The organism is Leucobacter sp. NPDC015123 (assembly GCF_043080205.1).
GTDB classification, from domain to species: Bacteria; Actinomycetota; Actinomycetes; order Actinomycetales; family Microbacteriaceae; genus Leucobacter; species Leucobacter aridicollis_A.
The window spans coordinates 81974-97627 of sequence record NZ_JBIBVH010000004.1; the positions used below are offsets into that span (position 1 = coordinate 81974).

Genomic DNA, 15654 nt, shown 5'->3' on the forward strand with positions numbered 1-15654 from the left:
AATCACCGCCGAACACATCTCTCTTCGGGCTTACTCGGCCAAGATAGGTGTCATGAAGCTCGACGCCGCCACATCAGCATTCCTTAATGCGGCGCGCCTCGAGTTCGGCTATTCCGAGCACACGATCCGGTCGTACAAACGGGACTTGTTGAGCTTCACCGAGTTCGCGGCAGAGCAGGGCGTGACGGCTCTCATCGATGCTGACCTCGAGGTCATGCGTTCGTGGCTGTGGGAGCGGCAACAGGCCGGTCTTGCCGCGTCAACAATCGCGCGAAACGTCGCCACGCTCAAGTCGTTCGGTTCTTGGCTTGAGACCCGCAACTTACTTCCGGGCAACCCTGCTTCTCGTCTGAGAACGCCGCGCGCCCCGAAGGCGCTCCCGAGAGTGCTCACGCAGGAGCAGATGGCCCGAGTGCTCGCGCGGGCCGAGGACAGGGCTGCGAGCGGTGATCCCGAAGCGGTGCGCAACAGCGCGATCCTAGAACTTCTGTACTCCTCCGCTTTGCGAGTCTCCGAACTCGTGTCGCTCTCAGTTGACGGATTCGATAGACGAGAGCGCAGCGTCCGAGTCATCGGCAAGGGCGACAAAGAACGCGTTGTTCCGCTTGGCGTCCCGGCCGCCCGCGCGCTCGAACGCTACCTCGCCACCGCTCGACATGCGTTGCTGGCGCGCGGCGCCGATGGCCGCCCCGACGGCGTACCGGCGCGGCTCGCTGAGCACGCACTGTTCATCGGCAACCGGCGCGGCGAGCCGATCAACACAGGGGCCATCTACAGGCTGGTCTCGCGAGAGCTTGAACAGGAGCCGGGCGGTGGCCCAAGCGGTCCGCACACCTTCAGGCACACTGCCGCGACCCATCTACTGGATGGCGGTGCTGATCTCCGAGTGGTGCAGGAGATGCTTGGCCATTCAAGCCTGTCGAGCACGCAGGTCTACACTCACGTGTCGATGGAGCGGCTAGCTGCAACGTACAGGCAGGCCCACCCGCGAGCGTAGTGCAACTTACCAGGGCAGCAGCACTGGTTTGGCGAGAAAGTACTGCAACGGGTTCACGTATTCGTCGTGCACTCGCACACCAATGTGCAGGCACTCGTCCAGACAGTGTCCCCCGTCGGCGACGACCCCAATCTGCTGCTTCGGGAGCACCTGCGCGCCTTCGGTGAGCCTTTCCCCGGCTTGCTCGATGGGTTCGAACGACACCACCGTACTATCATCGACGCGCACGGAGAGTACGTGCCTGTCGGCGACCTTTCCGACGAAACTCACGACGCCACCGACTGGTGCATACACGTTCGCCCCAGGCCGGGCTGGCAAGTCGATACCTCGGTGTCCTGAAGCGTATGGCGTGGGCGGCGGCCGGTACGGGCCCGAGACCTGGAGCGTATCTCCGAGCGGCGGCAACCAGTACTGGGAGTTCAGGGCAGCGCTGGGCGCGTGCGCCACAGACGCCCCGGAGGCCCCGGAGGCCCCGGAGGCCCCTAAAGACTCGAACGCCACAGGTGGCGGGGGTGCCATCTGAGAGATTCGGCTCCCAGGAAGCCAACTGCTAGCTGGGCTGCAGAGAAGTGCTCCCCAGAGCACGACACTGACAGCTTGCAGGCGTCGGGCTCGACGGGCACAAAAGATCACGATTGTCGACTGCGCTGAGCTAAGGGTCATGCCTCCAGCTTCTGCGACCTCAGAGCTGGCCGGAACAGCATCGCGATGCGTAGTGGATAAGCTTCTCAGTTCAGAGCAGGATCAGCGTGTGGGGACAACGCGAGCTGTGACAGGCACGACTCTACGTTCCGATCAAGTCAAGATCTGCTTCAATATCGCGAGCGGTCTGCAGCAAGTGCGGCAGGTGGTGGTCAATGAGCGCCTCGACGGGACCGGCGCTCGCGCTCGTCGACACATTCACAGCGGCCGCGACCCGGCCGTCCCGGCCGCGAACGCGGGCTGCGATCGAGCGCAACCCGATTTCGAGCTCCCCATCGACAAGGGCCCAGCCTTGATCGCGCACTCTGTCGAGTTCAGCGTTCAGCTCAGTCGGTGAAGTAAGCGTTCGTTCTGTGAGGCGTGCAAGGTCTGCACCCGCGAGCAGCCGGTCCCTCTCGGCGGACGACAAGTCGCTGAGGAGGACACGCCCCATACTCGTCGCGTGAGCCGGGAAACGTGTGCCGATCGTAATACCAACTGTCATGATCCGTCGCGTCGGGACGCGGGCAACGTAGACAATATCGGCATCGGCCAGCACCGCAGCAGACACTGATTCTTCGAGTGCGTGCGACAGTTTCTCAAGGTGTGGCTGCATCATTTCGGGCAGCGAGAGCGCAGACAGGTAGCTGAAGCCGAGTTCGAGCACGCGTGGAGTGAGCGCGAACAGCCGCCCGTCTGTGCGGACGTAGCCGAGGGTCTGCAGTGTTCTGAGGAAACGCCGAGATGCAGCCGCTGGGATTCCGACTCTCTTCGATACCTCGGTGAGCGTCAGCTCGGGGTTCTCGGCATCGAACGCGCGAATGACGGCCAGGCCACGCGCAAAGGACTGAACGTAGTCGCTGCCCTCGGCCGAGTCTTCGTTACTCATACCCCCATTCTGCCGGTCTGCCGCGAAGATGTCAGCGTTCGAGCACAACAGCGAGTCCTTGACCAACCCCGATGCAGATCGCCACAACTGCAACCCCGCTGCCACGGCGCGCGAGTTCGTGTGCCGCACGTGCAACGATACGGCCGCCTGACGCGCCAAGCGGGTGTCCGATTGCGAGCGCACCGCCGTGTACGTTGAGGCGCGCCGGATCGAGGTCAGGCCAGCCCGCGAGACACGCGAGTGCTTGTGATGCAAACGCCTCATTGAGCTCAACGAAGTCGACATCTGCCCACGACCGGCCCGCGCGGGCGAGCGCCCGGTTCGCCGCTTCGATGGGGGCGGTCGGGAATTCCTGCGGGTCGACACCGTGCACCGCCCTCGCAGCAATCCGCGCGAGTGGTTCAGCCTCGAGCGCGCCCTCGCGTCCGAGCAGCACGGCAGCGGCACCGTCGTTGATCGACGACGAATTCCCAGCGGTCACGCTGCCGTCGGATGCGAAGAGCGGGCGGAGCGCCGCAAGCTTCTCGACTGAGGTGTCGTCGCGGATCCCCTCATCACGAATGAGCTCGTGGCCCGGCACCTGGACGATCTCGCGTTCGAACGCACCGCTGGCCCAGCCCACCGCGGCAAGGGCGTGCGACCGGGCGGCGAACGCATCTTGCGCTTCCCTGCTGATCCCCCACTCCCGCGCTGTCCGTTCTGCGGCTTCACCGTTCGAGATCGTCCACTCGTAAGGGAGCTTCGGGTTCACCATCCGCCAGCCGATGCTCGTGTTCCAAACCGTCTGGTTACCAACGGCGGGCCAGGCCTTCGCTGACTTCTCAATGACGAATGGTGCCCGACTCATCGATTCGACTCCGCCGGTGAGCACGAGTTCAGCGTCGCCGCATTCGATTGCGCGCGATCCTTGAATCACGGCTTCAAGCGAGGATGCGCAGAGCCTGTTCACGGTGACGCCGGCGACAGACGTTGGAAACCCCGCGAGCAGCGCGCCGAAGCGCGCGACATTGCGGTTGTCTTCCCCCGCCTGATTCGCGTCGCCGAAGACGACGTCAGCGATACGGGCGGGGTCGACACCAGCTCTGTCAACGGACGCACGCATCACGACCGCAGCGAGGTCATCGGGCCGGACCCCAGAGAGGCCGCCGCCTGCGCGACCAAACGGGGTGCGTACGGCGTCAAAAATGTGAGTCGTTTCCATCTTGCTGCGTTCCTGTCAGTAGTGGGAGGGTGAGTCACTGCGTGGTGGGTGGTGCGGCTACGCTTCAGTAAGCGTCAGCCCGGTGAGCTCAGCGAGCCCGTCAACGGTGTTGTTGCCGAACAACTCACGCACAGCGAAACCGGTCCCGGTCACATCGAACACGGCATGGTCGGTGTAGACACGCGTGACGCACCCGACCCCGGTCAGAGGGTAATCGCAACTCTCAACCAGTTTCGGCGCGCCCTGCTTCGTCAGCAGGTCAGTCATCACGTAGACGGACTTCGCTCCGATCGCGAGGTCCATCGCGCCGCCTATTGCAGGGATTGCGTCGGGCGCCCCCGTCGACCAGTTTGCGAGGTCACCGTTCTCGGCAACCTGAAACGCGCCGAGCACACACACGTCTAGGTGGCCGCCCCGCATCATCGCGAATGAATCTGCGTGATGGAAGTACGAGGCACCCGGCACCGCGGTAACGGGCTGCTTGCCCGCGTTGATGAGGTCAGGATCGATACGTGCGGGCTCTGGCGCCCCACCCATCCCGAGCATCCCGTTCTCAGTGTGCAGGATGATCTCGCGGTCCTTCGGGAGGTAGTTCGCAACGAGCGTTGGTGCGCCGATCCCGAGGTTCACGTATGCGCCGTCGGGAATGTCAAGGGCAATCTTTGCGGCGAGGTCTTGCCGACTAATTCGCGAGTACATTTGCGAACTCCTTCGTGTCGTGTCTGGGCGCTCGAAGCGGGACCCCGTCGATGTCAACACCGCCAGCGAACTCGCCGCCGCGCAGCCACTCGCGTTCGCCGAGCGCGACGACCCTGTCGACGAAGATCCCCGGCGTCACAATCGCTTCCGGGTCGAGCGCACCCAGTGGCACAATCTCATCAACCTGAGCGATCGACACGGTCGCAGCAGCAGCCATGATAGGGCCGAAGTTTCGTGCGGTCTCACGGTAGACAACATTGCCCCAGCGGTCAGCCGAAAGGCCACTGATGAGCGCGAAATCAGCCCGGATCGGGTACTCAAGCAGGTACGTTCGCCCTCCGATCTCACGGGTCTCTCGACCCTCTGCGAGCTCGGTCCCAACCGCCGTTGGGGAGTAGAACGCTCCCACCCCCGCGCCAGCCGCACGGATGCGCTCAGCAAGATTGCCCTGCGGCACGAGTTCGAGCTCGAGCTCACCTGACCGGTAGAGCCCGTCAAAGACCCACGAGTCGTGCTGCCGCGGGAACGAGCAGACGATCTTCCGTACCCGCCCCGTTGCGAGAAGCGCGGCGAGCCCGACATCGCCGTTCCCGGCGTTGTTGTTCACAACGGTGAGGTCTTTCGCCCCCTGTTCAATGAGGGCGTCGATAAGCTCCACAGGCTGCCCAGCGCGTCCGAAGCCGCCGATCATCACCGTTGCACCGTCAAAGATGCCCGCGACCGCGTCGGCAATCGTAGGTACTGTCTTGTTAATCATCGCGCACCCCTCACCACTCGAATGTCATCAACCCGACTCTCATCGTCGGGGCGGCGGTCGTCAGTCGGTTCGAAGCCGACCTTCCTGTAGAACTCAAACGCCCGCGCGTTTCCGTCGACGACCCAGGCAAACGCGGGCTCATCACCGAGCAACCGGTCGATGAGTGCTGCCGCGAGCCCGGTGCCGCGCGCCTCCGGAGTGAGGTTGAGCGTGTGCAGCTCGAGGCCGAGGGGCCCCGCGTCGTCGTGCCGGTGTGCCGACCCGAATCCAAGAAACACTCCTGATGCGGAGTGCGCGACCAGGATTTGGTAGCCGGGTGCTCGCTCAAGCGCGTTTTCCCACTCCGGGAGCCGCCGTTCGGGGGTGAGAGCCCGCAGGAAGTCAGAGTCCATGAGCCCCGCGTACGCTTCTTGCCAGACCGCGACGTGAAACTCGGCAATGTCTGGCAGGTCTTCGTGAGTCGCCGGGCGAATCGTAAACGGCCGCACGGCTCCGATGCAGGGCTCGTAACAAGTGAGGGTGTCGAGTGCACGGTCGTCTTCAAACGGCCAGGCCGCGGTGTCGGTGTGACGGAACCTCAGCGCGGTGAAGTCGGTTTGCGCGGGCCCGGGAGCATCAACAGGAATGATACGTCCAACGACAGGCTCGAAGGCCGCACGGAAGTGGTTCTTCACCTTCCATGCGAGCACGTCGTACGCCGTCGGATCGACACCAAGGTGACGGTACAGCGCCGGGTCGTTCGCGGTGATCGGGCGGCCCGTGACAACAACGTCGGCAGTGGCCGAGACAGGGTGGCCATCGACGCTGCGCAGCCGCAGCCACGCAGCGCCACCTGTGTCGACAGAGAGCCCCGCGTTGAACGGCCCATCGTTCACGTAGACGCCATCGGTCGCCGCAAGCACCTCCGCCGTGACTGTGAGCGACGCGCCAAACTCCGTGGAGGCTTTCCCGGCGAGTTGCGTCTCGAGCACAGCCCCGATACCCGCCGAACGAGCAGCTCGAACCACGTCATCGTCGCAGATCGCCGACATGAGCACGGTGCCGAGATCTGCGGCGAACACCTCACGGAGGAGCCCCGTTGTGTCTGCGCTGCCGCCCGACTGGGGGTTGTCGGCGACATCGGCAAGCACGACGGGGGTTTCACCCGAGGCGATCGCGTCGCGCGCCGCCGCGAGCGCCTGAGGGATCGCCGCGACGTCGACCTGGTAGCGATCGCGCTGCGCCCAGAAGTACTCGGCCACTTCTTGGGCAACTCGCTCTGCCTCGGATGGGTCAGCCGCAACGACGCTCACAGCAGCGCCCGAGCAGCGTGTGTCTGCGTAGGGAAAGCCTGCGTGCGGGCTGACCGCACGCACGCCGCCGGTCTCACGAGCCTGTGCGAACCGTACGACGTCGGCCATGGGCCCTTCGTCAGTTCGCATGTTGATGCTCCGCAGCAGCATTGGAAGTCGCACGGTGCGCACCGTGAGCGGCTCCCCTGCAAGCGCGTCAAGCAGGGCACTCGCGGCCCGCACGCCCTGATCGTACATGTCGATGTGTGGGTAGGTGTGGTACCCGAAGATGAGCGCCCCGCACTCCGCCGGCGTGCCGCTGACGTTCGCGTGAAGATCAAAGGTGACCGCGATCTGTGCGTCAGCGCCGACGATAGCGCGGGCGAGTTCGATGATCGCGCCCTCTGGATCTTGCTCAGTCTCAGACACCATGGAGCCGTGCAGCGCGAGCAACAGGCCATCGAGCGGGCTGTCGGCGACCGCTCGCCGAAGTGCGAGTTCAAACTCTCGCAGCAGCGTCGCGTATGCCCCAGCCGTGACGGTGCCAGCGGGCATCGCTGCTGCTGCAATGAGCGGCACCGGAGTCGCCCCGTGGGCGCCGAGCACGTCGAGGAATCCGCCGAGTTCTGTCTGCGTCCCCGAGTAGACGTCGATGAGGCGGTCGCCCTCGTGATGATCCTCAGCTTCGAACGCCGCGAGGTCAGTCGCGATCGGGCTAAACGAGTGTGACTCGTGATAGAAGAAGGCGACCCCAATGCGCGGGGCGCTCGCGGGCTGCTGCCCACTGCCTGGTGCTGTCATCTGTTCCATGATCTGCGTCACTCTGCCGGTTCAGCGAAGCGCTGTGACGGCAGAGGTGCCTCCTGTCGCTGGGTGAAAAGGGCCGCAATCTCGTCGTGGCCCTGCTGGATAGCGGGCTCGAAGGTGAATTCACTCTCGGCGCGCAGCTGGCGCAGTTCGCCGAGCTCCGTTTCCCGCGTCTCGAACGGGGAATTCCCGAGGGTTGCGAGAATCTCACCCGCAACGATCTCTCCCTGCTTCAGTGAGACTTTCGCGCTTTCGACGCCGACCGTGTTTCCCGCCAGGAAGAGGCCCGGCAGCGCGGTGGCGCCCGTCGCCGAGTGCACAGCGACCTTCGCCCCAACGGAGTCGCTCGTGACGAATTCGAGGCCCAGGGAGGCGCTGAGGTCATTGAGTGGCACGAGTCCGTTTGAGAGGCAAACCGAGTCCGTGCTGATGATGCGCCGACTCCCGGGCACAGCATCGCCGTTTGCGCGCACCGTCTCCACCTCAGCACCGGTGACCCTGTCGTCGCCGACGATACGGACAAGTCGGGTGGTGAGGCGCAACGGGATCCCCCATAACGAAAGCGAGCGCGGGAGCACCCTCGCGGCGATAGCGGCGAGGCCGGGGATCGCCATGAGCGCGCCGCCGAGGCGCATGTAGAAGTACGGCGCGAGTTTACTCAGCCCGCCGAGCCGCTTCAGGGTGCTCTGCGGGTCACTATCGGGCACCTCCACGGGTGGGAGGACGATTGAGTCGACATCGACCCCGCCAAGCTTCATTGCGCGCGCAATCGTGAGGGAGAGCGGGTCGACTCCGACGACGACGCTTCGCGCGCCGGGCCGCACTCTGTGCGTGTTGGTCAGGATCTGCGCGCCGCCGATCGTGAACACACCGGGCAGCGTCCACCCCTCGACTGGCATCGGCTTCTCGACCGCACCGGTCGCGATCAGCACCGCGCGGGTGCGAATCTCGGCGGCGTCGCCGCCGCGTGACGAGGTCGCGCGAACCACCCACCCGGGTTCAATGGCCCAGGCAACGGTGTCGGTGAGGATCCGCACACCTGCGCGCTCGACGCGAGCGAGTAGGTCGTTCGCGAGGGTCCAGCCGATCCACCACTCGCCGTCGTTCTCCTGGTGAAGCTGGCCGCGCAGCTTGCCACCGGTCTGGTGGTTCTCTTCGATAAGAACGACAGCCAGCCCTCCTTCGGCAGCGCGCGCTGCCGCGGAGAGCCCCGCGGGACCACCACCGACAACAACGAGGTCGACGCTGTCAAAGTTTTCGATGACTCCCCCATTCACGAGTCGTACCCCCGCGTCGAACGGTAGGTGTCACCGTCGCTGAGCGGCGCCTGGCACCCACGCACTCGCTCCGCCGTCTCCTCGTCAGGTCCGAGCCAGAGACGGCATTCGTAGCAGTGCCCGATCCCGCAATAGAGCCCTCGAGGCTCACCCGCGACGGGTGACGTACGCAGCTCGCGCACGCCCGCTGCGAGCAATGCCGCTGCGACCGGTTCGCCTGTGCGCCCCACGTATGACTCGCCGTTGAAGGTAAATTTCGCGTCGGCCGCCGCGGGCGGCTCTGGGAGTACGGGATGCTTCTCAATCCGTTCGGTCATGCTGCACCCTCTTCCCGGGCCGCCGACTCTGCCAGGTCCCCGAGCGCGGTAGGGCGCACTGGCAGGCGGACCGTCATCGAACTGCCTCCGACCTCGGGCGCGATGCCTGCCTGGCCGAGAAGCTCCTCGACCGCGGTGCGGCAGACGCGGCCCTGACAGAACCCCATGCCCGCGCGGGTCTGAAACTTCACTTCCTGAGCGGTGCAGACGCCCGACTCCACAGCGTCAGCGATGTCTTGCGCGGTGACGTCTTCGCACCGGCACACAGTGTGGTTCATGCTGCTCTCCTTCAATTCTTCGCAAAGCGCCCAGGCGCGTAGTCAGTGAGGGCGTCCAGTAGGGCCGCCGGAGTTTCGGTGCCGCGTACCTCGTGTTTGAGGAGCTCGGCAAACATGCGGCCAGCGGCAGCTGACAGACCGAAGCCGTGGCCGTTGTAGCCGGCGCTCACCCAGAGACCGGGCACCCCTGGGACTTTGCCGAGGAGCGGGTAGTGGTCGGGGGTGAGCTCAACAGTCCCGGCGAAAGCCCGGATGATCGGAACGCGCGAAAGCCCCGGGAACATCTCTGTCATATACGTGCCATAGACGTCGAGCGCCTGCCTGGTTGTGGTCGTGTGGTATCCGTTCTCTTCCCAGGGCCCGCCACCCCCGATCAGGATGTTGTCTGCGTGGGTCTGCCTGGCATACACCCGGTTTCCAGAGACGAATGGGAAATCACCCTTCACCGGCAGTCGTTCAGTCGCGGTGAGTTGTGAGCGGCGCGGCCGCACAGGCAGCTCGGCCCCGACCTGCCACCCAAGCTCTGTCGTCCACGGGCCCGCGGCGATGAGCACGACATCCGCTTCGTATGAGGCGTTCGCGGTCGACACACCAGTGACCCTCCCCTGGCGCTCGATGAGCCGCTCCACGGGCGCGAACGTCTCGACCGTTCCGCCTCGGCTGACGACAGCCTCGCGCAGCGACGTGGTCGCGGTGAACGGGTATCCCTGCCCGTCGTACGGGGAGAACAGAGCGCCCGCGATACCGGGGTTGACGAGTGGCAGCTCTGCGACGGCTTCACTCCCCTCGCGCAGCTCGATCGGCACGCCCGCTCGCTCGTAGATGTCGCGCGCTCGCTGCAGCAGAGACAGCTCGGTGCCGTTCATCGCGACGATCGTGTGACCCTTTCGCCGGAACTTCACATCGAGTCCGCGCTCACCGAGTTCCTCCCAGAGGTCCATCGAGACCCTGGCGAGGGCGACCTCGCCGATGTCGCGGCCGTTGGCGTAGATGCCGCCAGCGTTACGACCCGAGGCGGCGCCCCCGAGGGCGCGTGATTCGAGCACAGTGACATCGGCTCCGGCCTCGCTCGCGTAGTACGCGGACATGAGGCCGACGATCCCCCCGCCAATAATCAAGACGCGGAGCCCGTCGAGCCCCTCAATCGGGGCACCGCGAAGGGCCTCGCTCACGGCTTCGTAATCGTGTAGCGCGCGGTCACCTTGCTCGAGGTCGGCGTTCAGAGGGTCGAGGGTGAGCAGCGTCATGCGGTTTTCTTCAGTCATCACTGCTCCATGGTCTGCGGGTCGATGTAGACGGACACGAGCTCGGTCATGAATTCAAAGCCGTGCTCAGAGACCTCGCGGTGCCCGTTGCCCGACATCCCGGTGCCACCGAAGGGCACGCCGAGCTCGGCCGAGCTCGTGCCGCGATTCACATAGATAAGGCCGCTATCAATGTCGTCGAGCGCGGTAAAAGTCGCACCAAGGCTGCGCGTGAACACCGATGTCGAGAGACCGTAGTCGGTGTCGTTCGCAACGGCGAAAGCCTCTGTGGCATCAGCGACCCTGATCACCGCGATCACCGGGCCGAAGACTTCCCTTCGCGCAATCGCGTGCTCGCGGGTTACGCCGTCGAGCAGCGTCGGCAGGTAGAAGAAACCTTCTGCGGGCAGGCCGTCAGGCCTTGCGCCTCCGACGACGACGCTCGCCCCGTCCGAGACAGCCCCCCTCACGGCGCTCTCCACGCCCGCGAGTTGCGCGGCAGTGGCAACGGGGCCCATATCGACGTCCGCGTCGGCGCCGTCGCCCAGGGTGAGCGCACGGATTCCGTCGGCAACGCGCGCAATCAGCTCGTCAGCGACCTCAGCGACGACAACGATCCTGCTCGTCGCGGTGCAGCGCTGGCCGCTCGTAAGGAACCCGCTGCGCACGATCTCGCGCGCTGCGAGGTCTAGATCCGCGTCTGCAAGCACCACGGCCGCGTTCTTCCCGCCGAGTTCGAGTGAGCACGGGGTGAGCGTCGATGCGACGCGCTGCGAAATCTGCGTGCCAACCTCGGTGGAACCGGTGAAGGAGACGGCATCAACGCGCTCGTCCCCAATCGCCTCCGAGGCGAGCTCCCCGGTGCAGGCGCCGAGCAGCGCGAAGGCGTCCCCGATGCCGGCCCGCTCGAAAGCCTCGGTCACGAGTACCGCCGTGCCGTTCACCTGCTGCGCGGGTTTCCAGAGCACAACGTTACCGACGGCGAGCGCCGCGAAGATCTTGTAGCCTGCGAGCGCGATCGGGAAGTTCCAGGGGGTGATACACGCGACAACGCCGACAGGCTTTCTCCTCGTGTGGATGAAGCGCGTACCATCGGCCGACGGGAGCACTTGCCCGAGCGCACGGCCAGCCTCGTGCGCGAACCACCTGCAGGTGCTCGCGAACACTCCGACCTCACCGCGGGACTCAGCGAGTGTTTTCCCCATCTCGAGTGTCATCTGCCGCGCGATCCGCTCGCCGTCGCGCTCGATCTCAGCTGCGACCTGCTCCAGGACCCGTTGGCGCTCCGTGAGCGGAAGGCGCTGCCACGGGGCCACCGCGTCACGGAGGGCATCGAGCGCGAGCCCAAGATCCTCCCTGCCCGCTTGTTTGTACACCGCGAGCTGCATGCCCGTCGCAGGGTTTACGGTCTCGGTCGTGCCCTCACCGGTTCCCGGATGCCAGGCGCCGCCTCTGAACTGGGTGTTCACGATGCCCCCGCTCATGCGACGTGCCTGAGGAAGGACTGCAGCTTGCTACTCTTCGGCCGATCGAAGAGCTCCGAGGGAACGCCCTCTTCCTCGACCACTCCGTCGGCCATGAAGACCACACGGTCGGCGACGTCGCGGGCAAACGACATCTCGTGCGTGACGATGAGCATCGTCATCCCCGCGCTCGCGAGGTCCTTCATGACCTTCAACACCTCGCCGCGCAGCTCGGGGTCGAGCGCGCTCGTGGGCTCGTCGAACAGCATCGCCTGCGGGTTCATCGCGAGCGCCCGCGCGATCGCGACGCGCTGCTGCTGCCCGCCTGAGAGCTTGTGCGGATAGACGCCCGCCTTCTCGGCAAGCCCGACACGTTCCAGGAGCACAAGGGCCTGCTCCGTTGCCGCTGCCTTCTTAACGCCGAGCACCTGCATCGGCGCTTCAATAACATTTTCAAGCACCGTCTTGTGGGGAAACAGGTTGAACTGCTGGAACACCATGCCGACGGTGCGGCGCACCCTGAGAATGTTCTCGTTCTTCCCGTCAACGGGCTGGCCGAGCACCGAGATGACTCCGGATGTGGGCTCCTCGAGGTGGTTGGTGCACCGCAGGAGCGTGCTCTTGCCCGAGCCGGATGCCCCAATGAGCGCGACGACCTCTCCGCGCCGTACCTGCAGGCTCACGCCCTTCAGCACTTCGAGATCGCCAAAGCACTTGTGAATATCTTGCATGTCGATCATGCAGTCGGTTGTTGCTGTCGTGGTCATCGGTCTGACACCGCCATTCGCTTCTCGAGCCGGGTGAGGAACATTGACATCACTGTCGTGAGAATCAGGTAGATCGCAGCCACAGTGAGATAGAACTCCATGAACGCGAAGTTCGATGCTGCGAAGCGCTGCGCAACCATCATGAGCTCGCTCACGGTCACGAGTGAGGCGAGTGACGAGTCCTTAATCATCGACACTGCCTGGTTGCCGAGCGCGGGTACACTGATGCGGAACGCTTGCGGGAGCACGATCCGCCAGAGCACCTTTGGCCGTGTCATTCCGAGCGACGATGCCGCCTCAAGCTGCCCCTTCGGCACGGCCTGCAGGCCACCGCGGAGGATCTCGGCAATGTAGGCACCAGCGTTGATACCAAGGCCAAGGATCGAGGAGAGGAACGCCCCAAGCTCAATGCCGAGCTGAGGCAGACCAAAGTAGATCAGGAAGAGCTGCACAAGCACCGGTGTGCCCCGGAACACCCAGACGTACAGGTCGACAAGCCAGACAAGCGGTTTGATACCGCTGAGTTTCATCACCGCAGCCACGAGGCCGAGGATCAAGCCAAGCGCGAGCGACAGGATCGAGATAAGGATCGTGATCCATGCTGCCTGCGCGAGGAACCCCAGGTACGGGGCGACAAGCGTGAAGTCCATTCTTCGTTTGCTCTCTGTTCGTGACTAGCGTGATGGGGTTAGCGAATGTCCGCGCCGAACCACTTCGTGCTGATCTCCTCGTAGGTACCGTCTTGCTGCATGTCAGCGAGCGCATCGTTGACTGCCTTGAGCAGATTCTCTTGGTTCTTGTCGACAGCGATACCAGCGGCGGGGTTGCTGATTCGATCGCCGACAGTGACGATGTTGTAGCCGCGAGCTGAGACGATTGCGAGCCCGACCGGACCATCGGTGATGACGCCGTCGATACGACCGTTCGACAGATCCTCCATCGCGAGCTGATCAGACTTGTAGGTCGTGACCTGTGCGCCACGCTCGAGCGCCATGTCTTCGAACGTAGTGCCGAGGGTCACTCCGATATTGAGCCCGGCGAGGTCGTCGGTACTCGCGATAGTGTTTCCCTCTGGCGCGAAGACCTGCGTGCCCGTGTGGTAGTACGGGTCGCTGAAGTCGACCTTCTGTGCGCGCTCGTCCGTGATGGTGAGACTTGAAATCACGATCTCGTACTTGCCAGCGTTGAGGCCGCCGATGATGCTGTCCCATGGAGTCGGCACGAACTCGGCTTTCGCGTCAAGCCGCTCAGCGATCGCGTTGCTGATGTCAACATCGAATCCAACGAGTTCGTTACTTGAATCGAACGAGTTAAACGGTGGGTAGGCGCCTTCAATGCCGACCCGCAGCGTGCCACTGGATTCGACCCGGTCAAGGGCATCTTTGCTGCCGCCGGAGCTGCAGCCCGCGAGCAGTGCCGCAGCAGAGATCATGACGACGAGGCCGAGGATCTTGGTTTTCTTGTTCAGGAACATACTTCGTTTCTCCTTTGATGCGTCTGTAGGTTCAGGCGGTGTGCGGTAAAAGTGGCGCGCCACATGACCGGGCACGGGTAGCCCCGCGCACGAATGGCGGCTGGTTGTGATGGCTAGTCGGTGTGAGCTCGCAGCGCTCTGTCGAGCCGAGAGAGCAGCTCTGCGATCTCTTCGGGTGTGGCAGTGAGCGGCGGGGCAACGAGCAGGTGCGGCACGACGGTAGTGTTTCCTTTACTGTCCGCACGCGTTGAAGCACCGGGGTAGAGCACGAGCCCCCGCGCCATCGCTTCTCGGTTGAGTGCGTTCGCCCCGCCACGGGAGGTGAGTGCGGGCGAGAGTTCGAGTGCGAGCAATAGCCCCGCTCCTCGGACCTCGGTAACAACCTCTGGGTAACGCGCCGCGGTTTCCTCGAGCCCCGAACGCAGCTCCGCACCCCGCAGGGCGACGTTTGCGAGCACGTCATGTTCCGAGTAGAACCGCAGTGCGGCTGCGGCAGCAGCGGCGGCAACAGGGTGACCACTGTAGGTGTAGCCGTGGTGGAATACACCACCTGAGTCGCGTATTTCCTGCACGATGGGCTCGGAAACGATCACCCCCGAGAGGGGCGCGTAGCCTCCAGTGACACCTTTGCCGAAGGTCATGAGGTCGGGAACGATTCCCGAGCGCTCAACGGCGAAATTCGTGCCACAGCGCCCGAAGCCCGTCATCACTTCATCGGCGATCAGCACGATACCGTGTGCGCGGCAGGTCTCTGCGATCCTGCGCAGCGCCTCATGCTCGGGTTCGAACGCGCCGAGCTGACTTCCAACGAATGGCTCAAGGATGAGCGCTGAGATGTTCTCTGCGCCTTCGCTACGTACGAGCTTCTCGAGCGCAATGGCCGGTGCCATCGGGTCCACACTGTCACGCCAACTCGGCAGCCTCAGACTGCGCGGGAGCATGGGGGCGTAATGCTGCCGCCGCGATGCGTCTCCTCCAACCGCGAGCGCCCCGAGTGTATTGCCGTGGTAGTTATCCCACATACCGATGACCAGGTGGCGGCTGCCCTCGCCACGACTCAGGTGGTACTGGCGCGCGAGCTTAAACGCTGATTCGTTTGCCTCGGATCCCCCGCTAGCAAAGAACACGCGAGTCAATCCTTTTGGCGCGAGGCTTTGGATACGTGCCGCAGCGTCACGGAGTGCTGCGGTCTCGAACCGGAGCGTGTGCGCGAATCCCACCCGCAACGCCTGCTCGTGCATGGCGTCAGCGATCTCGGTAACCCCATGGCCGAGATTTGCGGCCACGGCGCCCGAGCTTCCGTCGAGGTATTCCGTACCGTCTTCAGCGTAGAGGTAGCTTCCCTGAGCGCTCGCAATCAGCGGGTAGTCTGCGCCGAAGTCACGGTGAAAGACTGCGCTATCGCTCATGCGAAAGCCGCCTGGAGCGACGCGGGGGCTCCGCGATAGTCGTCGCTGTGGGTCATCTTCAACAACACTCCCTTGTGTTCGTTCTGAGAAATATTTTTCTCTCTGCGAACATTTTGCAACGCG

16 protein-coding genes are annotated in these 15654 nt (G+C 64.3%); 1 reads left to right on the forward strand and 15 read right to left on the reverse strand.

Annotated features, from left to right (window positions below; all coding sequences use genetic code 11):
- The first annotated feature begins 52 nt into the window (after nt 1-52).
- On the forward strand, nt 53-997 hold the full coding sequence (locus ACF07D_RS09480; RefSeq protein WP_391504735.1) for a tyrosine recombinase XerC: 945 nt from the start codon (nt 53-55) through the stop codon (nt 995-997).
- Between the two features lie 6 nt (nt 998-1003).
- On the opposite strand, the gene ACF07D_RS09485 is transcribed toward ACF07D_RS09480, so the two are convergent.
- From ACF07D_RS09485 to ACF07D_RS09555, 15 genes are all read right to left on the reverse strand, one after another.
- Entirely contained in the window at nt 1004-1660 is a 657-nt protein-coding gene (locus ACF07D_RS09485; RefSeq protein WP_391504736.1) for a M23 family metallopeptidase, read from the reverse strand.
- Between the two features lie 121 nt (nt 1661-1781).
- The gene (locus tag ACF07D_RS09490; RefSeq protein WP_119284320.1) at nt 1782-2567 is read right to left on the reverse strand and encodes an IclR family transcriptional regulator C-terminal domain-containing protein; all 786 of its coding nucleotides are present in this window, start codon (nt 2565-2567) and stop codon (nt 1782-1784) included.
- Nucleotides 2568-2598: 31 nt separating this feature from the next.
- On the reverse strand, nt 2599-3768 hold the full coding sequence (locus ACF07D_RS09495) for a thiolase family protein (protein WP_391504737.1): 1170 nt from the start codon (nt 3766-3768) through the stop codon (nt 2599-2601).
- 57 nt (nt 3769-3825) lie between these two features.
- The gene (locus ACF07D_RS09500; RefSeq protein ID WP_391504738.1) at nt 3826-4467 is read right to left on the reverse strand and encodes a 3-oxoacid CoA-transferase subunit B; all 642 of its coding nucleotides are present in this window, start codon (nt 4465-4467) and stop codon (nt 3826-3828) included.
- Nucleotides 4451-5224, reverse strand: coding sequence for a 3-oxoacid CoA-transferase subunit A (locus ACF07D_RS09505; RefSeq protein WP_391504739.1), 774 nt, complete (start codon nt 5222-5224; stop codon nt 4451-4453). Before ACF07D_RS09505 ends, ACF07D_RS09500 begins: the two co-directional genes overlap by 17 nt.
- Complete coding sequence (locus tag ACF07D_RS09510; RefSeq protein ID WP_391504740.1) at nt 5221-7296, reverse strand: GNAT family N-acetyltransferase; 2076 nt, start codon at nt 7294-7296, stop codon at nt 5221-5223. Before ACF07D_RS09510 ends, ACF07D_RS09505 begins: the two co-directional genes overlap by 4 nt.
- 17 nt (nt 7297-7313) lie before the next feature.
- The gene (locus ACF07D_RS09515; RefSeq protein ID WP_391504741.1) at nt 7314-8579 is read right to left on the reverse strand and encodes an NAD(P)/FAD-dependent oxidoreductase; all 1266 of its coding nucleotides are present in this window, start codon (nt 8577-8579) and stop codon (nt 7314-7316) included.
- Nucleotides 8576-8896: a 2Fe-2S iron-sulfur cluster-binding protein gene (locus ACF07D_RS09520; protein WP_391504742.1), complete on the reverse strand. Its 321-nt coding sequence runs from the start codon at nt 8894-8896 to the stop codon at nt 8576-8578. The genes ACF07D_RS09515 and ACF07D_RS09520 overlap by 4 nt, the downstream gene beginning before the upstream one ends.
- On the reverse strand, nt 8893-9174 hold the full coding sequence (locus tag ACF07D_RS09525; RefSeq protein WP_119284146.1) for a (2Fe-2S)-binding protein: 282 nt from the start codon (nt 9172-9174) through the stop codon (nt 8893-8895). Before ACF07D_RS09525 ends, ACF07D_RS09520 begins: the two co-directional genes overlap by 4 nt.
- Before the next feature lie 11 nt (nt 9175-9185).
- Nucleotides 9186-10439: an FAD-binding oxidoreductase gene (locus ACF07D_RS09530; RefSeq protein WP_119284147.1), complete on the reverse strand. Its 1254-nt coding sequence runs from the start codon at nt 10437-10439 to the stop codon at nt 9186-9188.
- A complete protein-coding gene (locus ACF07D_RS09535; RefSeq protein ID WP_119284148.1) occupies nt 10439-11902 on the reverse strand; it encodes an aldehyde dehydrogenase in 1464 nt (487 codons plus the stop codon). The genes ACF07D_RS09530 and ACF07D_RS09535 overlap by 1 nt, the downstream gene beginning before the upstream one ends.
- Nucleotides 11899-12648, reverse strand: a complete 750-nt coding sequence (locus tag ACF07D_RS09540) for an amino acid ABC transporter ATP-binding protein (RefSeq protein ID WP_304941389.1) — start codon at nt 12646-12648, stop codon at nt 11899-11901. The genes ACF07D_RS09535 and ACF07D_RS09540 overlap by 4 nt, the downstream gene beginning before the upstream one ends.
- Nucleotides 12645-13298, reverse strand: a complete 654-nt coding sequence (locus tag ACF07D_RS09545) for an amino acid ABC transporter permease (RefSeq protein WP_391504743.1) — start codon at nt 13296-13298, stop codon at nt 12645-12647. Before ACF07D_RS09545 ends, ACF07D_RS09540 begins: the two co-directional genes overlap by 4 nt.
- Nucleotides 13299-13336: 38 nt before the next feature.
- On the reverse strand, nt 13337-14122 hold the full coding sequence (locus ACF07D_RS09550; protein WP_391504744.1) for a transporter substrate-binding domain-containing protein: 786 nt from the start codon (nt 14120-14122) through the stop codon (nt 13337-13339).
- Between the two features lie 113 nt (nt 14123-14235).
- Complete coding sequence (locus ACF07D_RS09555) at nt 14236-15531, reverse strand: aspartate aminotransferase family protein (RefSeq protein ID WP_391504745.1); 1296 nt, start codon at nt 15529-15531, stop codon at nt 14236-14238.
- Between the last annotated feature and the right edge of the window lie 123 nt (nt 15532-15654).

Coding starts and splice junctions, on each gene's coding strand:
- ACF07D_RS09490 (WP_119284320.1), bottom strand. CDS start 2,567: ATGAGTAACGAAGACTCGGCCGAGGGCAGCGACTACGTTCAGTCCTTT.
- ACF07D_RS09520 (WP_391504742.1), bottom strand. CDS start 8,896: ATGACCGAACGGATTGAGAAGCATCCCGTACTCCCAGAGCCGCCCGCG.
- ACF07D_RS09500 (WP_391504738.1), bottom strand. CDS start 4,467: ATGTACTCGCGAATTAGTCGGCAAGACCTCGCCGCAAAGATTGCCCTT.
- ACF07D_RS09540 (WP_304941389.1), bottom strand. CDS start 12,648: ATGACCACGACAGCAACAACCGACTGCATGATCGACATGCAAGATATT.
- ACF07D_RS09480 (WP_391504735.1), top strand. CDS start 53: ATGAAGCTCGACGCCGCCACATCAGCATTCCTTAATGCGGCGCGCCTC.
- ACF07D_RS09495 (WP_391504737.1), bottom strand. CDS start 3,768: ATGGAAACGACTCACATTTTTGACGCCGTACGCACCCCGTTTGGTCGC.
- ACF07D_RS09525 (WP_119284146.1), bottom strand. CDS start 9,174: ATGAACCACACTGTGTGCCGGTGCGAAGACGTCACCGCGCAAGACATC.
- ACF07D_RS09485 (WP_391504736.1), bottom strand. CDS start 1,660: ATGACCCTTAGCTCAGCGCAGTCGACAATCGTGATCTTTTGTGCCCGT.
- ACF07D_RS09505 (WP_391504739.1), bottom strand. CDS start 5,224: ATGATTAACAAGACAGTACCTACGATTGCCGACGCGGTCGCGGGCATC.
- ACF07D_RS09535 (WP_119284148.1), bottom strand. CDS start 11,902: ATGAGCGGGGGCATCGTGAACACCCAGTTCAGAGGCGGCGCCTGGCAT.
- ACF07D_RS09510 (WP_391504740.1), bottom strand. CDS start 7,296: ATGACAGCACCAGGCAGTGGGCAGCAGCCCGCGAGCGCCCCGCGCATT.
- ACF07D_RS09530 (WP_119284147.1), bottom strand. CDS start 10,439: ATGACTGAAGAAAACCGCATGACGCTGCTCACCCTCGACCCTCTGAAC.
- ACF07D_RS09550 (WP_391504744.1), bottom strand. CDS start 14,122: ATGTTCCTGAACAAGAAAACCAAGATCCTCGGCCTCGTCGTCATGATC.
- ACF07D_RS09545 (WP_391504743.1), bottom strand. CDS start 13,298: ATGGACTTCACGCTTGTCGCCCCGTACCTGGGGTTCCTCGCGCAGGCA.
- ACF07D_RS09555 (WP_391504745.1), bottom strand. CDS start 15,531: ATGAGCGATAGCGCAGTCTTTCACCGTGACTTCGGCGCAGACTACCCG.